Annotated in this window: 19 protein-coding genes and 1 pseudogene; 10 read left to right on the plus strand and 10 right to left on the minus strand. The window is 70.6% G+C overall.

What is annotated here, in order from left to right:
• The 4 genes and pseudogenes from ABNF97_RS34365 to ABNF97_RS29030 all read left to right on the plus strand — a co-directional run.
• Positions 1-117: pseudogene (locus ABNF97_RS34365) on the plus strand (PLD nuclease N-terminal domain-containing protein); the annotation flags it as partial.
• Positions 118-209: 92 nt separating this feature from the next.
• Complete coding sequence (locus tag ABNF97_RS29020; protein WP_349340480.1) at positions 210-512, plus strand: hypothetical protein; 303 nt, start codon at positions 210-212, stop codon at positions 510-512.
• Positions 509-1,636, plus strand: a complete 1,128-nt coding sequence (locus ABNF97_RS29025) for a hypothetical protein (RefSeq protein ID WP_349340481.1) — start codon at positions 509-511, stop codon at positions 1,634-1,636. Before ABNF97_RS29020 ends, ABNF97_RS29025 begins: the two co-directional genes overlap by 4 nt.
• 165 nt (positions 1,637-1,801) lie before the next feature.
• The gene (locus tag ABNF97_RS29030; RefSeq protein ID WP_349340482.1) at positions 1,802-2,224 is read left to right on the plus strand and encodes a hypothetical protein; all 423 of its coding nucleotides are present in this window, start codon (positions 1,802-1,804) and stop codon (positions 2,222-2,224) included.
• 31 nt (positions 2,225-2,255) lie between these two features.
• Here the strand turns inward: ABNF97_RS29030 and ABNF97_RS29035 are convergent, their stop codons facing one another.
• Both ABNF97_RS29035 and pta read right to left on the minus strand, forming a co-directional pair.
• The gene (locus ABNF97_RS29035; protein WP_130464045.1) at positions 2,256-3,383 is read right to left on the minus strand and encodes an acetate/propionate family kinase; all 1,128 of its coding nucleotides are present in this window, start codon (positions 3,381-3,383) and stop codon (positions 2,256-2,258) included.
• The gene (gene pta, locus ABNF97_RS29040; protein ID WP_349340483.1) at positions 3,380-5,461 is read right to left on the minus strand and encodes a phosphate acetyltransferase; all 2,082 of its coding nucleotides are present in this window, start codon (positions 5,459-5,461) and stop codon (positions 3,380-3,382) included. The genes ABNF97_RS29035 and pta overlap by 4 nt, the downstream gene beginning before the upstream one ends.
• 337 nt (positions 5,462-5,798) lie before the next feature.
• Here pta and ABNF97_RS29045 point away from each other — a divergent pair, with 337 nt between their 5' ends.
• From ABNF97_RS29045 to ABNF97_RS29060, 4 genes are all read left to right on the plus strand, one after another.
• Positions 5,799-6,893, plus strand: a complete 1,095-nt coding sequence (locus tag ABNF97_RS29045; protein WP_349340484.1) for a glycoside hydrolase family 5 protein — start codon at positions 5,799-5,801, stop codon at positions 6,891-6,893.
• 111 nt (positions 6,894-7,004) lie between these two features.
• A complete protein-coding gene (locus ABNF97_RS29050; protein ID WP_349340485.1) occupies positions 7,005-9,779 on the plus strand; it encodes an AfsR/SARP family transcriptional regulator in 2,775 nt (924 codons plus the stop codon).
• A gap of 100 nt (positions 9,780-9,879) precedes the next feature.
• Positions 9,880-10,662 (plus strand): hypothetical protein, encoded by a 783-nt coding sequence (locus tag ABNF97_RS29055; RefSeq protein ID WP_349340486.1) that lies wholly within the window; start codon positions 9,880-9,882, stop codon positions 10,660-10,662.
• Positions 10,663-10,713: 51 nt separating this feature from the next.
• Positions 10,714-11,604, plus strand: a complete 891-nt coding sequence (locus tag ABNF97_RS29060) for a hypothetical protein (RefSeq protein ID WP_349340487.1) — start codon at positions 10,714-10,716, stop codon at positions 11,602-11,604.
• A gap of 334 nt (positions 11,605-11,938) precedes the next feature.
• Here the strand turns inward: ABNF97_RS29060 and ABNF97_RS29065 are convergent, their stop codons facing one another.
• From ABNF97_RS29065 to ABNF97_RS29085, 5 genes are all read right to left on the minus strand, one after another.
• Positions 11,939-12,448: a DUF1877 domain-containing protein gene (locus ABNF97_RS29065; RefSeq protein ID WP_130464050.1), complete on the minus strand. Its 510-nt coding sequence runs from the start codon at positions 12,446-12,448 to the stop codon at positions 11,939-11,941.
• A 136-nt stretch (positions 12,449-12,584) separates the two neighbouring features.
• Positions 12,585-13,313: a methyltransferase domain-containing protein gene (locus ABNF97_RS29070; protein ID WP_130464051.1), complete on the minus strand. Its 729-nt coding sequence runs from the start codon at positions 13,311-13,313 to the stop codon at positions 12,585-12,587.
• Between the two features lie 155 nt (positions 13,314-13,468).
• Positions 13,469-14,860 (minus strand): serpin family protein, encoded by a 1,392-nt coding sequence (locus tag ABNF97_RS29075; protein ID WP_349340488.1) that lies wholly within the window; start codon positions 14,858-14,860, stop codon positions 13,469-13,471.
• 43 nt (positions 14,861-14,903) lie between these two features.
• Positions 14,904-15,398, minus strand: a complete 495-nt coding sequence (locus tag ABNF97_RS29080; RefSeq protein WP_349340489.1) for a hypothetical protein — start codon at positions 15,396-15,398, stop codon at positions 14,904-14,906.
• A gap of 294 nt (positions 15,399-15,692) precedes the next feature.
• The gene (locus tag ABNF97_RS29085) at positions 15,693-16,310 is read right to left on the minus strand and encodes a TetR family transcriptional regulator C-terminal domain-containing protein (RefSeq protein ID WP_130464053.1); all 618 of its coding nucleotides are present in this window, start codon (positions 16,308-16,310) and stop codon (positions 15,693-15,695) included.
• A gap of 65 nt (positions 16,311-16,375) precedes the next feature.
• Between ABNF97_RS29085 and ABNF97_RS29090 the strand changes: the two genes are divergently transcribed.
• Positions 16,376-16,849 carry a CcdC protein domain-containing protein gene (locus ABNF97_RS29090; RefSeq protein WP_207230593.1) on the plus strand — a complete coding sequence of 158 codons (474 nt, stop codon included), beginning with the start codon at positions 16,376-16,378 and terminating at the stop codon, positions 16,847-16,849.
• A gap of 190 nt (positions 16,850-17,039) precedes the next feature.
• Here ABNF97_RS29090 and ABNF97_RS29095 read toward each other — a convergent pair whose 3' ends face one another.
• Together ABNF97_RS29095 and ABNF97_RS29100 are read right to left on the minus strand one after the other, a co-directional pair.
• A complete protein-coding gene (locus ABNF97_RS29095; RefSeq protein WP_130464055.1) occupies positions 17,040-18,857 on the minus strand; it encodes a carbohydrate-binding domain-containing protein in 1,818 nt (605 codons plus the stop codon).
• Positions 18,858-19,325: 468 nt separating this feature from the next.
• Complete coding sequence (locus tag ABNF97_RS29100; RefSeq protein WP_349340490.1) at positions 19,326-20,744, minus strand: extracellular catalytic domain type 1 short-chain-length polyhydroxyalkanoate depolymerase; 1,419 nt, start codon at positions 20,742-20,744, stop codon at positions 19,326-19,328.
• Between the two features lie 470 nt (positions 20,745-21,214).
• Between ABNF97_RS29100 and ABNF97_RS29105 the strand changes: the two genes are divergently transcribed.
• Positions 21,215-21,676, plus strand: a complete 462-nt coding sequence (locus ABNF97_RS29105; protein WP_130464057.1) for a helix-turn-helix domain-containing protein — start codon at positions 21,215-21,217, stop codon at positions 21,674-21,676.
• On the opposite strand, the gene ABNF97_RS29110 is transcribed toward ABNF97_RS29105, so the two are convergent.
• Positions 21,663-22,814, minus strand: coding sequence for a Dyp-type peroxidase (locus ABNF97_RS29110; protein ID WP_207230594.1), 1,152 nt, complete (start codon positions 22,812-22,814; stop codon positions 21,663-21,665). The genes ABNF97_RS29105 and ABNF97_RS29110 overlap by 14 nt on opposite strands.
• Between the last annotated feature and the right edge of the window lie 115 nt (positions 22,815-22,929).

The following is a 22,929-nucleotide window of genomic DNA, read 5'->3' on the forward strand; positions in this document are numbered from 1 at the left end:
ATAATCCTCTTCTTCCCGCTGGTCGGCTCGATCGCCTGGTTCGTCGCCGGCCGTCCGGTCAGCCCGGAACGGTCGGCCACCGGCAACCGCCCGGCGGGTGGTCGGGGCCCCCCCCCCCCCCGGGCGGGGCCCGACGGCGTGAACGCGCCCGGCGGACGGCCGGCCGGGACAGCGTACCGGTCGCGCTCTGCCCGGCCTCCCGACCGACCGTGGCCAGCACCGTAGACGCCGGCCTGGACCTGCTGGCCCAGGTACAGCCGACCGCCGGGGTCGACCTGGCCGCCACCCTGCCGGGGCTGCGCCCTCACCAGGCCGGCGACACGCTGCTCTTCCTGTCCGTTCCGGACGGCGACCTGGGGCCGGTCCTGGCCAGCCGGAGCGGGTACTCCGCGGTCGTCGTCGCCCTGCTCGGCAAGCGGGCACAGGCCCCGTCGGTGCCGGCCGGCGTCGCCGCGATGGCCGCCGCCACCGCCGCCGAGTTCGCCGATCGGTGGAACGGGGCGCTGCGGTGAGCCGGGACGGTGGGCATCGGGCCGGCGTCGACCGGCCGCCCGGCACGACGACGCAGCGGGTGGCGGCCGTCTTCACACTGACGGTCGCCTGCTGTGCCGCGGTGCTTCCGCTGGCCGCGACCTACGCCCCGGGTCCGGTTCCGGCGCTGTTCTGCGCGGCGGCGGTCGGCGGCGCCGCCGTCACGGCCGGACTGCGGGCCGCCCGGCTGGCCGCGTCGATCGCCATCCTCGCCGCGCTGGTCGTCCTCTGCGTCGCGGTCGTCGGGCTCGGCACCTGGCTGCCGCTGCCGGCGGCGGAGGCGCTGCCCGACGCCGTCCTGGCGGCGGTCCGGTACTCCGGGGCACGCATCCTGACCACCTCGGTTCCGCTGCCGGTGCCCCTGGAAACGGTGGTCCTGCCGCTCTGCGGAACCTGGCTCGCCGCCGCGACCGGCGCCGCCCTGCTCACCATTCGCCGACCGGCGCTCGCGGCACTGCCGCCGGTGACGCTGCTCGCCGGGGCCATCGCCCTCGTCGGCCCGGCCGACCAGCCGGGGTACGGGTACCCGGTCCTGCTCGTCGCCGCGCTGGTGGTGCTCCTGGCGCTGACCCGGGGCGGGCGGTTCGGGCCGGCGCATCCCGACCCGGTCCCGGCGCGACCGGGTCGGCCCCGGGCCCCGGTCGCCGCCATCGCCGTCTTCACGGTGCTGGCGACCGGTGCCACCGGCGCGGTGCTGCTGGCCACCGCCGACCGACAGCCGCCGGACCTGCGCGCCCACGTCGACCCGCCGGGTCCAGAATCGGCCCGGCTCGGCCGCGGAGATCCCGCCAGCCGGCTGCTGGCCGCCTGGGCCGAGGTAGGCCACGGGCTCCGGCTGGCCGGACACCGGCTGGGCCGGTCAGCCGCAATGGACGACGTCGCCCGGCTCGCCGTCGCCGCCACTGGGGACGGCCTGCGGAGCGAGGTCGACGCGCTGGCCGGTGCGGTCAACGCCCTGGCCTTCGGTGAACGTACGCCCGCAGCCGCCGACACCGAGCGGCTGGTAGCGGGCGTGCGGGCGTACCGCCGGGCTCTGCGTCGGCGCACCCGTCGGGCCCGCCGGCTGACCTGGTGGCTCGATCCGCGTCCACCGTGGTGGCGCTGACGGCCGACCGGGCTGATCGGGGGCCATCGGCCACCCGCGACCCGGCCGCTGTCTCCGGACCAGACGACCCGGCCGCTGTCTCCGGACGGGAGGCCGGAACCGGGCTGGCAGCGCCGGGCCCGGCCCGGCTCCGGCCGCCGGCTGTGGGGCGCGCTCCTCGCCCTGGTGGTGACGGCGGTCGGCGTCTTCGCCGCCCCGACCCCGAGCATGGCCGACGGTGACCTCTACTTCGTCGGCTGTGAAGGGGCGTACGCCTCGTGCCAGACCGGCGTCAAGGTGTCGTACCCGGTCGGCGTCTGCACCACCGCGCCGGCCTCCACCTACGGCGCCACGATCGTCTGCGTCGAATACGACGGTGACTACGTGTACGTGAAGGACAACGACGCCGACGGCCGCTCGGCGATGGCCCGGATCGACAGCGAGCGGGGCCTGGCATACCGGTACTGCCGCAACACCCATGGGGCCGGTTCCTGGGCGAGGTGCAACTTCAACTGGAGCGAGGCCGGCCAGAAGCAGGTGCGTGCGGGCGTTCGGGTGAACTACGCCACCATGCCGCTGCGCCACCTGTGGTCGTTCTCCAACAACTGACCGGGTAGGTCCGGCGGCCGGGGTAGCGCGCTCACGGTCCTGGTACGGGTTGGCCCGTCAGTACCGCGAGCGCCTGCTCGGCGATCTCCCGCTCCTCGTCGGTCGGAATCACGCACACCCTCACCGGTGCGGTGGGCGGCGAGATGACCGACGCGGAGCGTTCGTTGCGGTCCGGGTCGACGACGATGCCGAGCCCCGACAGTCCGGCGAGCGCGCCGGCGCGTACCTCGACCGCGTGCTCGCCGACCCCGCCGGTGAAGGTGATGGCGTCCAGGCGGCCGAGCACCGCGAGGTAGGCCCCGACGTACTCGGTGAGGCGTCGGCAGTACACGTCGAAGGCGAGACTCGCGGCGGGGTCACCGGCCGCCCGGCGGCGCAGTACGCCGCGCATGTCGTTGTCGCCGGTCAGCCCGAGCAGCCCGCTGCGGTGGTTGAGCAACTCGTCGATCTCCGCCACGGACAGCCCGCCGACCCGGTGCAGGTGGAACAGCACCGCCGGGTCCAGGTCGCCGCTGCGGGTCCCCATCACCAGGCCGGCGAGCGGTGACAGTCCCATCGAGGTGGCCACGCTGCGGCCCCGGGACACCGCGCAGGCGCTCGCCCCATTACCCAGGTGCAGCGTGATCAGGTCGAGTTCGTCGGACGGGCGCTCCAGCAGCCGCGCGGTCTGCCGGGCCACGTACGCGTGCGACGTGCCGTGGAAGCCGTAGCGGCGTACCCCCAGGCGTCGGGCCAGGTCGGCGTCGAGCGCATACGTCGCGGCGGCCGGGGGCATCGTGGTGTGGAAGGCGGTGTCGAAGATCGCCACCTGCGGCACCCGCGGCAGCATCTGTCGGGCCACGGTGATCCCGGTCAGGTTTGCCGGGTTGTGCAGCGGCGCCAGTGGAACCAGCCGCTCGATGGCCGCGACGACATCGTCGTCGACGACGGTCGGCCCGGTGAACTCGGTGCCGCCGTGCACGACCCGGTGCCCGACGACGCCGAGATCCGCCAGGTCGATCCGGGCCAGCACGTCCCGCAGCGCCGACGCGTGGTCCGGCGCGTCGCCGCCGGGCTCGCCGATCCGCTCCACCAGGCCACGGTCCACGGTCCGGACGCCGTCGAAGAGCCGGTACTTCAGCGACGACGAGCCGCAGTTGAGTACCAGCACTCTCGTCACGGGGATTCCCTTCCGGCCGCCTGGATCGCCGTGATGGCGACGGTGTTGACGATGTCCTTGACCGTGGCGCCCCGGGACAGGTCGTTGACGGGACGGCGCAGCCCCTGCATCACCGGGCCGACCGCGACCGCTCCGGCCGACCGTTGCACCGCCTTGTACGTGTTGTTGCCGGTGTTGAGGTCCGGGAAGACCAGCACCGTGGCGTGACCGGCGACCGGGCTGTCGGGCAGTTTCGTCGCCGCGACCGTCGGGTCGACGGCGGCGTCGTACTGGATCGGCCCCTCCACCGGCAGCTCGGGGCGGCGGGCCCGGACCAACTCGGTGGCCCGGGCGACCTTGTCGACGTCCGCGCCCGTCCCGGAGGTGCCGGTGGCGTACGAGAGCATGGCCAGCTTCGGTTCGACACCGAACCGGGCAGCGGTGTCGGCGCTGGAGAGCGCGATGTCGGCGAGCTGGGACGCGTCGGGGTCCGGGTTGACCGCGCAGTCGCCGTACACCAGGACCCGGTCGGCGAGCAGCATGAAGAAGACGCTGGAGGCGACGGAGACACCCGGTTCGGTCTTGATGATCTCGAAGGCGGGTCGGATCGTCGCCGCGGTGGTGTGGTTGGCTCCGGAGACCATCCCGTCGGCCAGTCCGGCCTCGACCATCAACGTGCCGAAGTAGTTCACGTCGCGCACCACGTCGTACGCCAGGTCCAGCGCCACGCCCCGGTGCCGGCGCAGTTCGACGTAGCGGGCGGCGAAGGCGTCCCGCCACTCGCTGGTCTCGGGGTCGACCAGCCGGGCCGCGGTGATGTCGACCCCGAGCTCGCTCGCGCAGCGGTTGATCTCGAACGGGGGGCCCAGCAGCGTCAGGTCGGCGACGCCCCGGCGGAGCAGGGTCTCCGCCGCCCGCAGCACCCGAGGCTCCGTGCCCTCGGGCAGGACCAGATGCCGGCGAGACGTGCGGGCCCGGTCGATGAGATCGTTCTCGAACATCAGCGGGGTGATCCGGTGGGATCTGGTCACGTCCAGCCGACGGATCAGTTCGACCGGGTCGACGTGGGCCTCGAAGGCGCCGAGCGCGGCCTCCACCTTGCGGGGCGTGGTGACGGCGAGCCGCCCCTCGAGCCGGCTGACGGTGCCGATCGTGTCATAGCTGTCGCTCTTCGTCACCAGCACCGGCAGGCCGGTGTGCAGCCGCTCGATCACCCGCATCGCGCGCGGGTCCGGATGCTCGCCGAGGGTGAGCGCCAGGCCGGCGAGGGTGACGGCTCCGCCGGCATGCGCCGCGCTGGCCGCGACGAGCAGGTCGGCCCGGTCCCCGGGCGTGATGAGGAGACAGCCGTCGGTGAGGTGGTCGAGGAGCACCGGTACGTGCGCGGCACCAACCACCACGTCCAGCACGTCGCGGTCCAGCGCCGCGGAGTCGCCGGAGAGGACGGTCGCGTCGAGCGCCGCCGCCACCTCCGCCACGGTCGGCGCCGACACGGCCGATACCTCGGGGATCGCGTACGCGGGCACCGGCAGCCCGGTCGGGGCGGGGGTACCCTCCGGTACCCGGTTGGCGATCACCGCCAGCACGGTGGCCCCGGCCCCGACGACATCGTGGTACGCCGTCCGCGCCGCCGCCGCGACCAGCTCGGGTGACTGGTCCAGCCCGTCCACCACCGGCACGACCAGGCTGCCGAACTCGGTGGCGAGCCGGGCGTGGAATCCGAGCAGTTGGTCCGGCCCGCCCGGGGCGTCGTCGTCGAGGTCGGTGACGTCCCCACCGACGACGACCACGGCGGCGCAGCGCCGCTCCAACTCGCGATAGCGCTCGACGATCCGGCCGATCAGCTCCTCCTGTCGCCCCTCCGCCGCCAGCGCCGCCGCCTGGTTGCCGGTCACTCCGAACGAGTCGGCGTAACCGGCGGCAACCGGGTAGCGCGCGGTCAGCAGCGTGAGCACCGGGTCGTCGCGGGTGGTGGGCACCACCGGCCGGAACATGCCCAGCGGAGCGACCCGCCGGGACAGCAGCTCGGCGAGGCCCAGCGCGACGGCCGCCTTGCCCGCACCGGGACCGAGCCCGGCGACGTAAACACTGGGAGCCACTGCTCACCGACCTTCCGTCAGTACCACCCGCACAGGGATCTCGATTGTCTCGTCCGGGTGGCGCCGGCATGTCATCCGGGTGGCCTCCTGCCGCCCGGCGGCGATCCGCACCCCTCTCGTCTTCGATGGAGAGGTTTCGGGTAACGGACACACTTGGACGACCATGAGCGAGAGTCGTCAATATCTAAAGAATCATGGAAGTCGGAAGATCGCCTCAGGGTCACCCATGTGCGTCTATGTCTATTCCTGGTCAAGTCAGTTCGAAAAGTCGCGTCGACGTTCACACCGGACTAACAATATGTTGCCGGCGACGGCATCCGTGAGGAAGGACGAGACGTTGACGACCCCACAGAGCACCAGATCGACCAGGACCATGAACAACACTCGACATGGCGAGGGATCGGCGTCCCGCCGGCGCTCACCGGGGCGCGTCCTCGTCGGCGCCCTGGCCGCGATGTTGCTGATTCCGGTCGCCGCCGTCCTCGGTGGCTCACCCGCCGGCGCGGTCACCAATCAGTTCAGGGGCATGAACTGGGCCGTGCTGGGCGACAACTTCAGCACGGGCCCACTCGTCCTCCACGGCCTGAGCCAGTCCGACAGCAACGCGACCGTGCGGGCAAAGGCCAACGCCCTCTACGACGACATGGCCGCCATGGGGGTGAACACCGTCCGACTGCCGATCAACACCCACACCGTCGGCACGACGTGGTGGAACAACTACCGGGGCGCCATCGACGCCGCCACCGCCCGCGGGTTCAAGGTCATCCTCGCCTATTGGGAGGACGGCGCCGCCTCCGGCGGCAGGATCACGAACCTCGCGGCGTGGAACACGATGTGGTCCCGCGTGACCTACACCTACGGCTCCAACACCAATGTCTACTTCGAGCCGATGAACGAGCCCCACGGCTACAGTTCGGCGGACTGGCGCAACATCGCAGCGAACTGGCTCAGCTACCACTACTCGGCGGTGCCCGGCCGGGTGCTCGTCGGCGGCACCGGCTACAGCCAGGATCTCCGGGACGTCTGCAACGACAGCCGGTTGCGCGGAACCCTGCTCTCCTTCCACCACTACGCCTTCTTCTACAACGCGATGACGTACGACGCCTTCCGGAGCCACATCCAGACCCGTCTCGGGAACTGTGCCTCCCGCGCGGTCGTGACCGAGTACGGCGCGCCGATGTCCACCGGCCTGAACTACGCCGACGCGGGCAGCACCGACAACTTCGTACGGCACATTCGCGCTGTCACACAGGTCATGCGTGACAACCAGATGGGTGGCGTCTACTGGCCCGCGCTCGGCGGCAAGCCGACCGGCAGCCTCGGCTACGACTACTACTCGATGTTCGCCCTCAGCGGCAGCGGCACCAATCTCCACCTGACCGTCCGTAACGCCTCCGGCCACGACCGGATCCGGTACGGCTGGGGACTGTAGCTCCCGACACCGTAGCGGCGAGTCCGCAACCCCCGCGGGGCCGGGCCGGGTGCGTGTCCATTGCGCGACGAATAGATCAAACTCTCTCACCAGGAGAGTTAGCCTGCAACGGTGCTGTCGACGGTTGCCACGGACGTGCGCGTCCGGCTGCTCGGACCGCTGGAGGTGGTCGTCGCCGACCGGCCGCAGGCGGTGAGCGGTGCTCGCCGCAGGGCCGTGCTGGCGACGTTGGCGCTGCACGTGGGCCGGGTCGTCAGCGTCGACCGGCTCGTCGACGTGGTCTGGGGCGAGCGCCGACCGGCCACCGTGGCGAACACGTTGCAACGTCACGTGTCCTATCTGCGCGGAGTGCTCGGCGAGCCCCGGTCGATCGTGGCACGCCCGCCCGGTTACGTGCTGAACACCGGGCCGGAGTCCACCGACGTCCAGGCCGTCGAGCGCCTCCTCGAACTCGCCCGGCGGTCTGCGGACCGGACCGAGCAGGTGGCCCACCTGACGGCCGCGGTGGCGCTGTGGCGTGGTCAGCCGTTGGCCGACGTGACCGGGTCCGCCTGGCTGGAGGAGCAGGCGGAACACCTGGCACGGCTGCGGTTGACGGCCGACCGGGCACTCGCCGAGGCCCTGCTCTCCGTCGGCGAGTACGCACGGCTCATCCCCGACCTGGAAAGGCTCGTCCGGCAGCACCCCTTCGACGAGCAGCTGCACGCACAGCTCATGCTTGCGCTGTACCGCGACGGCCGGCAGGGCGAGGCGGTCGCCATGTTCCGGCGGCTGCGTGCCGCCCTCAGCGACAACCTCGGCATCGACCCGAGCCCGGAGCTGCGGGATCTGGAAAAGGCCATCCTGCGCCAGGACAGGAGCATCGCGGTACCCGCTCCGCCGGCGGCACGGTCGGTCGCCGGGCAACTGCCCCCGGCCGTACCGACGTTCACCGGACGTGCCGCGGAACTCGCCATCCTCGACGCGTCGGTCGACCGGGGCGGCGCCGTGGTGGTGTCCGGCACCGCGGGCGTCGGCAAGACCGCGCTCGCCGTGCACTGGGCACACCGCGCCGCCGCGCGGTTCCCCGACGGCCAGCTCTACGTCAACCTGCGCGGCTTCGACTCGTCGACCACCCCGACCGAGCCGGCGCGAGCGCTGCACGGATTCCTGGAGGCGCTCGGCGTCCCGGCGGCACGGATGCCGGGCGAACCGGACGCACTGGTGAGCCTGTACCGCACGCTGGTGGCCGGCAAGCGCCTGCTCGTGGTGCTGGACAACGCCCGCGACGCCGAACAGGTCCGGCCGCTGCTGCCCGGCTCGCCCGACTGCCTCGCGATCGTCACCAGTCGGGACCGGCTCACCCCGCTGGTCGTGATCGAGAGCGCCCAACCGGTGGTCCTCGATCTGCTGAGCGCTGCCGAAGCCCGTGACATGCTGGTCCGCAGGCTCGGGGCGCGCCAGGTCGCCGCCGAACCCGCCGCAGCCGACGAGATCGCCAACCGATGCGCGCGACTGCCCCTCGCCCTGGCCATCGTCGCGGCCAGGGCCGCCACCAACCGGCACTTCCCGTTGGCCGCGATCGCCGGTGAGCTGCGCGACCTGGACGCCTTTCACGGCGGCGACGAGGCCACCGATGTCCGAACTGTCTTCTCCTGGTCGTGCCGGACGCTCAGCCCGGCCGCGGTCCGACTGTTCCGGCTCCTGAGCCTGCATCCCGGTCCGGACGTCTCCGCCCCCACCGTGGCGAGTCTGGCAGGCGTCGCTGTGCACCGGATCGGTCCCCTGCTCGCCGAGCTGAGTCGGGCGAACCTCCTCACCGAGCACGCGTACGGCCGGTACGCCTTCCACGACCTGCTGCGGGCGTACGCCACCGACCTCGCCGACGAGGTCGAGCCACCGCCCGACCGCCGTGCCGCCCTCCACCGGCTGCTCGACCACTGCCTGCACAGCGCGCACACCGCCGACCTCGCGCTGCACCCGCACTTCAGCGAGATCAGCCTCCCGCCACCGGGCGCCGGTGTGACGCCCGAACGCCCCAGGAGCCGGTCGGAGGCCACGGCGTGGTTCACCGCCGAGGTCGCCGTCCTGCTCGCCGCGGTACCACTCGCCGCACGGTCCGGGTTCGAGGGGCACGCCTGGCGGCTCGCCTGGACCATGGCCGGCTTCCTCCATCGGCAGGGGCACTGGCAGGACTGGCTCGGCACCCAGCGCATCGCGCTCGCCGCCGCGTCCCGGATCGGGGATCAGGCCGGCCAGGGTCACGCGCACCGCAGCCTCGGTCTCGCCTGCTCCCGGCTCCGCCGGTACGACGAGGCCGACGATCACCTGCGGCGCGCGCTCGACCTGTTCACCGCCGTCGGTCACGATGCCGGGCGGGCACACACCTGCCTGAACCTCGGCCAGTTGGCCGAGCGGCAGGGGCGGTATCGCGAGGCACTCAGCCATTCCCGGCGGGCGCTGGCCCTGTTCCGGCGGACCGGGAACCGGGCCGGACAGGGGTACACCCTGAACGCGGTCGGTTGGCAGGAAGCCCTGCTCGGCAACTGCCACCGTGCCCTCGAGTCGTGCGGCGAGGCGCTGAGAATGCTGCAGGAGGTGGACGACGTCCAGGGCCAGGCCGATACCTGGGACAGCCTCGGCTACACCCATCACCAGCTTGGCGACGACCAACGGGCGATCGCCTGCTACGAGCATGCGCTCGAACTCTTCGCCCAGGTCAACGACCGGTACGCCGAGGCGAGTACATACGTCAATCTCGGCGGTAGCCACCGGGCCCTGGCCGACCTCGGCGCCGCCCGTACCGCGTGGTGCCGTGCCCTGGCCATCCTGGACGAACTCGGCGACGCCGACGCCGAGTCGATCCGCGCCGAACTCGAACAGCTCGACACCGCCCGGCACCGCTGACGGCAGCTGACGTCACCCGTTTCAGCGTCCTTTCAGGGCCGCTTCGGCCCGGGCCGGCACTCTTCGGACACCAGTTCTCCCTCCAGGAACGGAGCGTTCGATGAGACGCTTGACGCGCTGCCTCGCGGTGCTCGGGGCGGTCAGCGGGATGGTGCTGGCCGGGTCCTCCGCCGCCATCTCCTCCCCCGCTATCTCCTCCGCTGCCGATGCCTCGGCCGCCGGGTCCTCGACGGTCGGGAGCAAGACCAGCAGGCCATCGGAGAAGGGCATCGACTGCGTGGTCCAGTACGTGGACGAGCGAGACGAGATCATCCGTACCGGGACCGCACCCGAGGGCCAGGTCTACGGTCAGTTCGACTGCGTCCGCGGACAGTGGGTGTTCGCATGGGATCGGGGCAGGACGGACAAGGCGATTGCGGCCGACGAGATCCGGATCGATCCGTCCGGCGCGGTCTCGGTCCGGCGGTTCACCGGTCCCGCGCTCGGCAACGACCTCACGCTGGGCGAGATCACCGCCATCGCCCAGGCCGTCACCGGCAGCAGAGAGGTGACGGTCGACCGCGCGATCGTAGCCGTCGACGACGGCAAGGAGCGGACCCCCGAGGAGATCGAGGCGCTGCTGGCCGGCAAGGACACCACCGGCGTACGCGTGCTGGACACCATCGAGAAGCCGGATCCGGCCAAGTCGACGAAGGACGTCATCGACGAGGCCGGCGGCACACCCGAGTCGACCGTCGTCTACCTCAGCCTGTGGGGCGCGATCAAATCGGTGTTCGCATGGGTCGCGGACACGATCCACGACATCGGCGAGTGGCTCGACCGGCACTGCGACTGGGCCCCCTCCCCCAACGGCCTGGGCGTGGTGATCGTGTGCCGCTGGTAGTCCTCATCAACCCCGCCAGCAGCGCTCCCGAGACAACGAGGTGAGGACCAGATGACAGCAACGTGGAAGATCACCACCAGAAAGGCCATGATCGTCGCCACGGCCCTGGTCGTCGGGTTGGCGACCGCGCCCGCTCCGTCGGGCGCCGCCGAGGGCGACGCCCGGACGACGGTCACCGACCAGCCGGGTGCTCCGGGAATGATGCTCAAGCGGTTCGAGGAGCTGACCGGCCAGCCCGTCGGCGACCTGGAGAGGGTGCTGGCGATCGACGCCGGTGGCCGGCATCTCCCCGTCGACCAACTGGCGGCGCTCGTCACCGGCGAGGAGATCGACGACGTCAAGGTGCTGGGCACGATGCCGGGCACCCGGGACCTCCTCGACACGACCATGGCCGACCTCGCCGACGGCGTGCACGACGGCAGGGGCGACAGCGGGACGGCAACATCCTCCCTGCTCTTTGCCAACTCCGCACCCGGCGGCCGGGAGTGGTGCCTGACGATGTGCATCGCCAGCGGCAAGACGGTCTGGGAATGCATCCAGGCGCGCCTGGGGGTCGGCCAGATCCTGACTCTCGACCTCTCCGGGGATACCACGGTGCAGGGGACGAAGGCGGCCTTCGAGAGGGCCAACGGCGTTGCCATCAACGGCCCGTACGCGGTGGAGACGCTGATCGGCGACGTCGAGCCCTCGGCCGAGGATATCGAGACGCTCGTCGACGGCAAGGACGTCGACTCGCTGCGCCGGGTGGCGACCCTGGAGGGGCCGGACTCCGGGTGGGCGCTGGCCGAGATCGCCGAGAAGTCGGGCGTGACGTACGCGAAGACGAAGCTCCACCTCTTCACCTTCAGGCTTCCCATCCTCGGGAAGATCCTCGTGGTCTGCGTCTCGCAGGACGACGGCAAGACCTGGAAATGCTCGGCCCGCCAGTGGAGCGGTTTCTAGCCGTAGTGACCATGAGTATTGCTGACGGCGGGCCGGCTTGATCCATGGAGACCTCCGGCGAGGTGTGCGGTGGTGACGCCCATGCCAACCGGAGGTCTCCACCCCTGCCCCGCTGCTTGATCTGCGTCACCAGGCCGGCCGCCAGAGGTCGGAAGGCTGGCTGGATCCGGAAGGGGTCCCGATCATGGCCCACCACAATGAACCTTTTTCAACCTCCCCTTGCGGTCCGTCGGAGCGCAAGGTCGGACGCGGTGTGTGAGCGCCGCGTGGTTCAGGTTGAAAAGGTTCAACATGGTGCGCGCCCATCACCCGGAGGCGACCGGTGCGATGCGGCTCAGTCCCACCAGAGGACAACCGCAAGCCTCCGCCGGGCCGCGTCTGCGTAGAAGGCACGCAGCGCGACGAGATGCCGGTGCAGATATGGTCCCGGGTGCCCATCGAAGTCGCGCATGCCGATGCTCAGCCGCGCCGAGGCGGCGTCCTCAGGCAGTGCGACCAGCACAGTCTGCGGTTCAGCCTGCCCGAGCAGGCCGGCGACCTCAGCGACGGCGTCGGATTCGAGCGCCGTCACAGGATGTCCGGACACCGATTCCGGTCGGTCGCGGTACGCCGGATTGACCTCCGTGTCGCCACCGAGCCCCCGTCGCAGCCCCGCCAGGATCGGCGGACCGACCCGTGCCAGTTCGAAGACGCCGAGGAGCGGCGCCGGCGCCCAATCGAGATCCAGGTAGTCCGACGAGGACAGCAACTCGAACGAACAGAGCCTGTCCAACTCCTCCACCGAGCCGCGGCACCTGGCGAGCTGCTCGGGCGACAGCCGCGCCAACTGCTGTGTTACCGCCACGCCCGAGAGTCTTCCAGACCGCAGGCCGCCACCTGCCTGCGGTGCGCATTCAACAGACCCGACGCACGGGTATCGTCGCCGTCGGCCAGTCGCTCGGCGGGAGCGGCAGCGCAGCCATCGTTTCGTGTCGGTGCGGTCAGTGCGTTCGTCGCGCCACGAAGACGTACTCCCGGCCAGGGCGGTCTGCCGCGTCTCGAACGTCGAGGATGGCAAAACCGTTGCTCGTCAGGGCCTCCTCAACCTCTGCACGACTGCGGAACCTGAGGGTGGAGTCGGACCGCACCTCCAGGCCGTCCGAGGCGAACCTGTACGTGTACCGGAAGGAGACATACGGCAACGCCACCCTGGTGACTTCCCTGCGCTGCTCGACCTCGCCGACTCCCGGAATGTTCCGGATGACGGGGCCGGTATCGACGGCCCACTCCTCCCAGGCGCGGCGTTCCGGGCGCCTCGTCTCGAACACGAGATGGCCGCCGTCGCGCAGTGCGCCACGAATGCCATGAAGCGTCGCGCTCCAGTCATCGTCGTCGAGGAACACCTGGGCCACGTTGCCGGTCATCATCGCGAGGTCAGCCGACAGCGCGGGAAGCGTCGTCGCGTCGCCCTGGATCCAGGTGACCGATGCGGCCCCGGGCTTGGACTTCGCCACGTCGAGAGATGCTCCGGCGGGATCCACACCGGTCACCTGTCGTCCGCTTCGCGACAGCAGGATGGCCAGGGACCCTGTACCGCAGCCGACGTCGAGCACGTGACGGGCATCACACTCGTCGGCGACGCGGAGATACGCGTCGAGGTCTGCGCGCTCGCCGTCGAACGTGTCGTAGACAGCGGCAAGGCGCGGATGGGCAAAGATCGCATCGGGCACGGCAGCACCGTAGCGGTAACCAGGTAGCCCCGACGAACCTCCGCAGGCGCTCGGCCTGGTCGCGCACCTGAGAAAGCCGCTCGTTGGTCGACCGCCGGGCATCCCAGGCCAACCGGGCTGCTCGACAGCGGGGCGCACCCGCCCTTGCGCTCCGGTCAGGCCGGGCCGGTGGTCAGCGGGTCGTGCACCCGGCCTATGAACAGGGGTACGCCCGTGAGCTGGTCGTGGATGACGTACAGGAACGGCCGGTTGACGAAGAACTGCGGTCCTTGCGGGACCGACGGCGGCGGGATGATGACGGCCGACGCGGCTGCCGCCTCGGTACCCTTCTCGTCCACCGCGATGAACGTCTCGTGCACCACGTCGTCGATGCACAGGGCTGCTTCGGTGCTCATGGCGGTGAAGTCGGCCTGTGACGAGAACGCCGTGGGCATGCCGAGGCTGCTCAGCGCGGCACGCAGCTTGGCCGGCAGGCGGAACGTCCACCGGGGCAGGCGCAGTTGGACGTCGACGAACCGGAACCCGGTCAACAGAGCGCCCAGCCACGTCACGTCGAGGTTCGCCTCGACCGCGGCGAGATCGTCCCGGGTCGGCATCACGATGGCCATGGCCAGATCGCGACCGCCGTAGGGCACGTCGACCGCGCGCCACCCGTCCCCCTCCAGGTAGCCCATCCTGTCGAACGGCCCGCGCATCATCGGGACGTCGACCTGGCTGCCGTCATCCCGGGTGAACGGTTCCAGCACCGTGCCGGTCATCCTGAACGGATATCTCCAGGCCGCCATGAGGTAGGTCGTGTTCGTGAGGATCAGGCTGGTGTCGGTACTCACGGCATCGGGCGACAACAGTTCCGGGATCTTCGCGTTCGTCCGGTCGGACACCCAGGTGTTGATCTCCTGGCGGGCCATCTCCGGCGCACCACGGAAGTCGACCGGGTGCGGCGCCGCACCGTAGTAGCCGGCCAGGGTGTCCCGGAAACCTGGTCGCAGACCCAGATCGCACCGTGTCCACACGGCGTTGGCCGTGCTCAGCCGGGGCTGCCTGACGCCGTCGCCGTCCTGGTACTGGCCGGCGAGCAACTGATCGACGGTGTTGAGCCCGCTGTCGAGCGCGCCGGGTCGCGGATACGGCGCGTGGAGCACGGCATCCATCTCGTCCGCCGTGGTCGAGCCGGCGCCCGCCCTGGTCATCGCGAGCGCGAGCCCGACCGAGTACGGCGCGCACACCACGTTGCCGCCTGGCCGGGTCGACGCCACGGTGCGGTAGAGGTCGGCCGTGAAGCCGCGGAGCGCAACCGCGGCGGCCTCCGCCGCAGCCGGGTCAGGGGGCACACGTACCGGATCCGTCGCCGTGGACGGCGCCCCGAGCCACCGGGGATGTCCCGGGGCGGCGGTAACGGCAGCCGCCACAAGCGGTACGGTCCGCAGGATCGATCGACGCGAAACCATACCGCGACGGTAGAGCAGTCGTACCGGAAGGCGCCAGGTAGAAGCCGTAAATTCATAGAGATTGAACGATGAGTCATCGTCGGAGGTTTCGATGACCATCAGCGTGCCAGCCTCACCACACCCCACCCGGTCGTCGTGACTCTCAGGCGACGCCGGGTACCGCGACGCGACCAACGCCGCAGCGTTCCCGCAAACCCTGGCGGCCGCGGCGGGGCAGGGCAAGCCGTGCGCCGCGACCGAGTTCGGCTGCTGCACGTTCCGCGGCGCAGCCGACGTCGCGGGCGCGGCGGAGCCGGTGGCGTACGACGATGACGGCCGGGCCGCGAAGCTCACCGCCGAGCTGGAGCGCGACGAGGATGGCCAGGCCCGCTACATCCTGGACCTGCTGCGCGACTACGAGGCCGGCGGGGTGGAGGCGGCATTCGTGTACACGTTCGCGAACCGGCACCTGCCGACCACCGACGACCCGGAACGCGACTATGACCTCGCCGCGCGCGGGATCGTCCGCGTCCTGCCGGACGGTTCGTGGACGCCGAAGGCAGCCTTCCACGCCCTCGCCGAATACGGCCGCTCTCGTACGCAGAGCCGGTGGCCACTCCGGCACCGGGACACCCACCCGCCTGACCACGGTATGCACCGCCTCCTGGCACCGCCCACCGCGCACCGCCGGCCCTGGACGGGCGGCTTGTGCCGTCCAGGGCCGGCGGGTGGGCGGAGTTCGCGTGCGTCAAAGGGTCACGGCGTACCGCGGCCGATCGCTTCCCCCGGCCCGCCTGCCTTCAGGGCACCGGTCAGGCGCTGCCTTTGCTACCCGGACCCGGTCGTAGCCGCGCCACTGCGACCAGGTCTTGTACCTGTCACCGACCAGGCCGTCCATGTCGTCGTAGCGCCACGCCGCTGGCCCAGGTAGCGGCAGGCGGGGTCACCGCGATTATCCAAGGCTGTCGAGATGGCTGGTGAGGACCTGGCGAAGCACGGCGGGTGGCAGCCGGTCGGGTTGCAGTACGGCGTTCATGGCGAGGCCGTCGAGCAGCGCGCTGAGTCGCTCGGATTCCACGGCGAGGTCGAGGTCGTCCCGGAGTCGGCCGGCTTGCCGCGCCCGGTCGAGCACCCGGCTCACCACCATCCGGATTCCGTCGTACAGCTTGCGTGCGTGCTCCTGAAGCTCGGGTCGGGTGCGCGCGGCGGTGACGAACGCGAGCCAGACCACGGCCTCCTGCCGACGCCGCTCATCGAGTGGCAGCAGCTCGGCGAGGAGTTCCGCGACCGCGGCGCGCTGATCGATCGCGGGATCGGCCGGGTCCGCACCGAGCAGCCGTTCGACGTGTCCCAGGATGCGCGCGGTCACCCGGTCGCGGAGTGCACCGAAGGCGAAGATCGTCAAGTCGGTGTGACCGGTGAAGTAGTGCCGCACCGAGCCGATGGCCAGGTCGGCCTCGTCGGCGATGTTGCGCAGCGTCGCCCCTTCGAGGCCCTCCCGGTCGATGACCCGGAAGACCGCTTCGGTGACCGCCAGGCGGCGGGCCTGCGGATCCACGACCTTGGGCATGCCACCTTTTTAGCATACTCGTGCTAACGTGTTTTGGCACCGACATGCTAAATCGGGAGGGTGTCGTGGATTCCTCGCTGCTGGCTGCCGTCGTCGTCGTTGGGGTGATCGCGGTCGTCGTGAAGCGCTTCGTGGGTGAGCCGCTGAACGGGCGGGACCTGGCCGTACCACCCCTGGTGCTGGTGGGCATCGGCATCTACGCGCTCACGAAGGTCGACCACCTGACCGGCACCGAGATTGGCTGGGTCGTCGCCGGATCCGTCGTCGGGCTCGTCTTCGGCGCCGTGCGGGGCACCACCGTACGGCTGTTCAGGAAGGGCGGCGTGCTCTGGCAGCGGTACAGCGGTTGGACCGTGGCGGTCTGGGTCGCCTCGTTCGCGATCAGTGCCGGCCTCGGCTATCTCGCGGTACACGCCGGCGTGCGGGCCGAGGCTCGCCCGATGACGCTGTCGATCGGCGTCAGCCTGCTCGGCGAACTGGCCACGCTCGGCAGGCGCGCGCTGTCGACCGGAGTACCGTTCGCGACCGGTCGGCGATGACCGCCGAACGCCGAGACGCTCGCGGCGCGGCCGATAGCTCCACGCCACCGCCCGCGCGACCTTCGGCGCACCGAGGCAGTGGAGTGTCAGTACCTGGTGGCCGCTGCCGGTGGAGCCCGACACCGGGGTGGTGTCGGGCTCCACCGTTCGAGCGGCGATCGGGACGTTGACGAACGGGGGCGCTACCCGATCAGGTTGCGGCACAGCTCAGGGTCGGCGCGCTGTTGCTGCCGTTCCAGGTGCCGAGGAACCCGAAGCTGGCGCTGGCCCCGGCGCCGAGTGAGCCGTTGAAGGCAACGTTGGTCGCGGTTACCGCCGAGCCGCTGGCGCTGATGGTCGCGTTCCAGGACTGGGTGATCGTCTGGCCGTTGGCGAAGGTCCAGGTCACCCGCCAACCCCTGATCGCGGACGAGCCGGCGGTGACCCGTACGTCGCCCTGGAAGCCGCCCTGCCACTGGCCGGCGATGGAGTATGACGCTGTGCAGCCGCCAGTGCTCGGCGGCGGAGTCGTCGGATTCGGCGGCGCCGTGGTCGGATTCGGCGGTGGGGTGACGGGCGGCGGGGTGGTCGGGGGCGGCCAGCCGGGACCGCCGGGCGGCCAGCCGATCAGGCCGCCGCGGTACTGCCCGGCGGTGACGGTCATCAGGCGGGTGGCTCCGGCGACGCTGCCGCCGGTGGTGGCCATGCCGCCGATCGTCGTGCCGGAGAGGCTGCCGCCCAGGTAGACCTCGTAGGTCTGCCCGTGCTGGATCCGGTTGGAGGAGAAGACCACCTCCCGGAAGCTCTTGGGGGCGCGGTAGGAGGCGAGCACCTGGCCGCCGGAGACCAGGTGCAGGAGGGCATTGGCGGGCTGGTTGCTGGACAGTTGCGGGGCGACCCAGCCCTGGCCCGAGGTCGGCGGCAGGCTCAGCACCGCCATCGAGGTCGATCCCGCCCCGAGCATCGTGCCCCCGGTGAAGTAGACCGGGCCGTTCGCGTCGATCGCACCCTCGCCAGGGCTGCCGGTGGTCGGTCCGCTGACCACGACCGTGCCGCCGGCGAAGGTCACCGAGCCGTTGGAGTCGATGCCGTCGATGCTGGAGTTGACCACGGTGGTCCCGCCGGTGACTCGGACGAAAGCGTTCGGTGCCACGTCGAAGTCGCCGTACCCTTCCTCGACGGCGTTGATCGCGTCGTCGCGGGCGGTGACGTTGACGGTGCCGCCGCCGATGGTGACCTGCCGGCTCTCGATCGCCTCGAAGGAGTTGGTGACGGTCACGGTGCCGCCGGAGATGGCGACCGTGTTCTCGCCCTTGATGGCGTCGTCACCCGCGTTCACCCGTACCGTGCCGTTCGTGATGGCGAGCCGCCCCCGGTCCACCTCGGCGTCGTCGGACTTGATGCCGTCGCCGCCGGCGGTGACGTCGAGGCTTCCCCCGGTGATGTCGAGGAAGTCCTTGCCTCGGATGCCGTCGTCGGCCGCGTTCACCGTGATCGTGCCTGACTCGATGACCAGGCCGTCCTTGCTGGTGATTCCGTCGTACGCGTTGCCCCGTACGGCCAGCGCCCCGGTCCCGGTGATCCGCAGGTCGGCGGTGCTGAACAGGGCGGCGTTCGGCTCGTCGGTGCTCGGATCCGGATAGACGTAACTGGTCGCGTCGGTGAGCCGGCTGGTGGTGCCGGCGGCGAGCGTGATCACGACCTCGTCGGCGTCGGTGACCTGCAGCGGCGCGTTGCTGGAGTTGGTGATGGTGGCGCCGTTGAGGATCAGGTCGACGGTGCCCGAGGCGGAGGTGTCGACGTTCAGGTAACCGTCGTTGAGGGTGCCGGTGATCTCGTAGGTGCCCGGTGCGGTGATGGTCACGGCCCGCCCGGCGATGGTGACGTCGGCGCTGGGGCTGGTGGCAGTGGCGCCGGTCAGCGTGATCGGGACGGTCGCCTGCGCGGTGGCCGGTGCCTCCAGCGGGCCGGCGATCAATACGATCGCGAGCCCGGTGGAGACGATGCCTCTCAGCGGGATGCGTTTCATGAATCTGTCCTGACGCAGATGGATGGGACGGGAGGTGCATGCAACACATTGACAACTATAAATGAGTGACGACAGTTTTCGGGGCCATCGTCGATGATCGATTCGTCCGCCTCGCCGGATGGCAGCGCGACGGCCTCGCCCGTGCTGGTCGAGCAGGGGCACCGGCGTCACCACCGCGCAGATCGCCCGGGCGGCGGGCGTCGGGGAGGCCATCGTCTTCCGCGCTTCGCGGACAGGAACGAGGTTCTGCAGGCCCGCATCGCCGCGGTGCTGGATCCGGCGATCGTCCAGCAGAAGCGGCAATCGGTCTCGGTGGAGCAGCCGTTGGTGGCGCGCCCGGTCGAGGCGATGGAGGCCTTGCACGCGCTGTTCCCGGGTGGTGCGGTGCCCGCGCGATCCGGGCGGGCCCGGCGTGACGCCGAGCCCGCCCGTCCGGCCAGCCTGTCTCAGAGGTACTCCATCAACCCGTCACCCGACAGGCGTAAGGCTGAACCGCTGGTTGGTCTGTCCATGACAGTCGTACAACTGGATCTGCGCCCCGTTGGCCGTACTCCACGCATCCAGACACCGCCCGGACTGCACCCCACTGATCGTCCCGTTGGAGTTGACATTCCACTGCTGGTTGGCCTGACCATGACAACCGTAGATCTGCACCGCCGCACCGTTACCAGAACCCGCCGCATCCAGACACATATCGCCGTACACCCGCAACTGCCTGTCCGAGGTGTACGTCCACGACTGGTTCGTCTGCCGGTTGCAGTCGTAGAGCTGCACCCGGGTACCGTTGCTCCGCGACGCGTTCGGCACATCCACACACCGACCCGACTGCGCACCACGAATCTCGGACGCCGAACCCGGCGGCACGGTCGGCGACACGGTCGGAGTCACCGGAGGCGTGGTCGGCGGACTCGTCGGGTTACCGGTGGCCGGCGGGGTGGTCGGGTTCACCGGCGGAGTGGTCGGTGGGGTCGTCCGGTCCAGGCCGAAGAACTGGATGGCGACCCGTGCCATACCGCTCGACGGGAGGCTGTGCCCGGCGCCCTGGATCGCGTACGCCTCCACCTGGGTGCCGAAGCGGCGGCGGTTCCAGTTGGCCTGCGGGGTGTCCGTGGACGTCGGGTTCTGGCTCAGCCCGTGCACGTTGGTCCACTGCTCGATCGACTCCTGGAGCAGCGAGTACGGCACCAGGGTGTCGTTGGTGCCGTGCCACAGCTGGATCGGCGGGCGAGGTCCCGTGTAGCCGGGGTACGCCGCTCGAACCATGTCACCCCACTGCTGGGGGGTCCGGTTCATCGAGCCGTTGGTGCACGGGCCGCCGGGCGGGTAGGCAGCCGCGTTGGCGAAGCAGTTGAAGGGCACGCCCATGAAGGACGCACCCGCCTTGAACAGGTCGGGATAGACCGCGAGCATGTGCTGGGTCATCATGCCGCCAGACGAGCTGCCTGTGGCGTAGACCCGGTTGATGTCGGCGCCGTACTGCGTCCGGGCGTAGTTCACCATCGACTCGATGGAGACCGGGTCGCTGCCACCACCGCGACGCTTGGACGCGTCCGACCAGGTGTCGAAGCACTTACCGAATCCGGCCTCCTGCATGGCGCTCGGGTAGATCACGATGAACCCGTACTGGTTCGACAGCGAGGCGAACTCGCTGCCCGAGTAGAAGCCCGGCCCCGACCCGCCACAGCCGTGCATGGCGACCACGATCGCCGGGTTGGCGGGCCGGTTGTCCGGCACGTAGATGTGCATCCGCATGCCGCCTGGGTTGTTGCCGAAGTTGGTCACCTCGACCAACGACGCTGCGGACGCCGGCGGAGACAGGGCGACAACACCCACGGCGAGGAGCAGGGAGCTGGCCAACCCAGCCACCGCCGCCCTGGTTCGTCTCATGACACCTCCATCGATGACGATTTATCGAAAACACTAGACACTCCGCTGACGACCGTCAACTAATCGCCTAATGTTGCCGAGCCCGAGAGTGTGATCCCGCACGACACGTGCCACACCGACCAGCTCAGCTCGATCAGGCATGGGAGTTCGGTGATCCGCCCGCGGCTCCGACGCCGTCAGGTCCGGCACCAGCGACCCTGCGCCCCGACCTGCGCCGGTGGCGGGTTACCTCCGGGTCGTCGATTCGAAGGCCGCCGAGCTGCTGGACCGGATGTTCCCGGCGACTGACGAGATCACCGGCGGCTCGGCCGCGGTGCCGGCGCCGCAGTGGAGCGCCCTCGCTGCCGCCGGCGGAAGAGCGCGATTGATCTCGATACTCCGCGAACACGCATACGGGATCTGGACAATACAGGGGGTGAGAGTCGACTCTAGACTCGGTTGTAGTCGTCACTCGCCGAGGGGGCCAGATTTTGATCAATCAACCATCGGAGACGGCGTCACCCACCGAGGATCTGGCCGGTGGCCTGCGGTCGCTGCAAGACCGATCCGGCAAGACCCTTCGCGAGTTGCAGTCGGCAACCTTCGCCAGCGACTCGGCACTGTCCCGTTACCTGTCGGGCCGTATCGTGCCGCCGTGGAAGGTGGTGGCCGCGTTGTGTGAGCAGGCCGGTGCCGATCAGGGCGAGTTGCGGCCGCTGTGGGTGCGGGCCCGCGCGGCCCGGCGGGCCTGTCGCTCCTCCGCGCGCCCCCTGCGTGAGCTGAGCACGGTCGAGAATCATCTGGGCCGGATCTCGCGGGTGACAGCGGACGCGATCAGCGAGGCCCGGGCGCGGGGTGACCAGGTGCCCGAGCACCTGCTGACGGTGCTGCGGTTGAGTACCGACGCGGCCAACCGATTGCGGGTAGCGCAGCGGCTGATCAGCTCGTCGTGAGGCCGCGCAGGACGTCGATCGATGACGGTACGAAGTAATAGCCTCCACCGAACGGCAGAACGTACCGCTGCAGCGCCTCGCCAGTCAGGCGGTTCTGCACCGTGGCGAACCCCGCCTGGACGTCCCGCTGGAAACAAATGAAGATCAACCCCTGATCGAGACCTTTCCTGTACGAGTAGCCGCGTCGCAGGATGCGATGGCGCTCGCTACCGGGGGTGCGCGGATCCGCCCGCCGGATGTGCGAGTCGAGCGGTGTGCTCCGCCCGTCCGGATCGGCGTCGTAGGAGACGTGTGCATCCTCGGTGCCGCCGGACAGCGGCGTCCCGTCGTCGCGCCGGCGGCCGAGAATCGCCTCCTGGTGCGACACCGGGTCCCGGTCCCACAGCTCGGTGGCGAACCTGATCATGCGCACGACCTGGTACGTTCCGCCGGCCGCCCACGCTGGCTCGCCGTCGCGCGCCCACACCACACGGTCCATCAGCGCATCGTCGCGGGGGTCGGGATTGCCCGCACCTTCCCGGAAACCGAAAAGGTTGCGGGTGGTCGGTAGCCCGCCAGGTGTCGTACGGTTCTCCGCCCGGAAGCCGTCGCACCGCCAGCGGGCCGTGAGCCCCTCCGGCCTCGTCAGGTCGGCCGCGACGGCGGCGACCAGATCGCGGCGCTCGGCGCAGATCTGCAGCAGCAGGTCGCCGTGGCACTGCGCCGGATCGAGCACGTCGTTCGGGAACGACGGCATGGCGGTCAGGTGCTGCGGGCGTACCTCGGAAAGGCCGAACCGGTCGTCGAACAGCGAAGCGCCGGCCGCGACCGTCACGGTCGCGGCCTTACTCGCGTGCACCTGCGCGACCAGCGTCGCTATCCGACCGAGAGATGCGCCCAGGCCGGCGCCGGCCACGTCGAGGGCGATAAGCGTGGCGAACTCCGGCGGCGGCGTCACGACGCCGGGCTGGTGGACGATCGCCGGCGCCGGCGCGGGTGCAGCCCTGGACGAACAGCCGGCGAGCGTGGCGCCGGCCGCTACCGCGAGCATCGTTCGTCGCCGCATGCGGCCATGATAGGGCGCGGCCGGAGGTCGAGCCGAGAGCCGGAACGAAAGCGGGACAAGCCCGGGACGGCGCGCCGCGATCTCAGCCGTCACGGCGGACGTGCTCGACGCAGCGCGTCGACCTGACCGCCACACCACAGTGGATCGTGGGAAAGCGTTCGAGGAAAGCGCGTCTGACCTGCGTTGTCCCGCTCTTGTCCCGCATTCA

The organism is Plantactinospora sp. B6F1 (assembly GCF_040120695.1).
Taxonomy (GTDB): domain Bacteria; phylum Actinomycetota; class Actinomycetes; order Mycobacteriales; family Micromonosporaceae; genus Plantactinospora.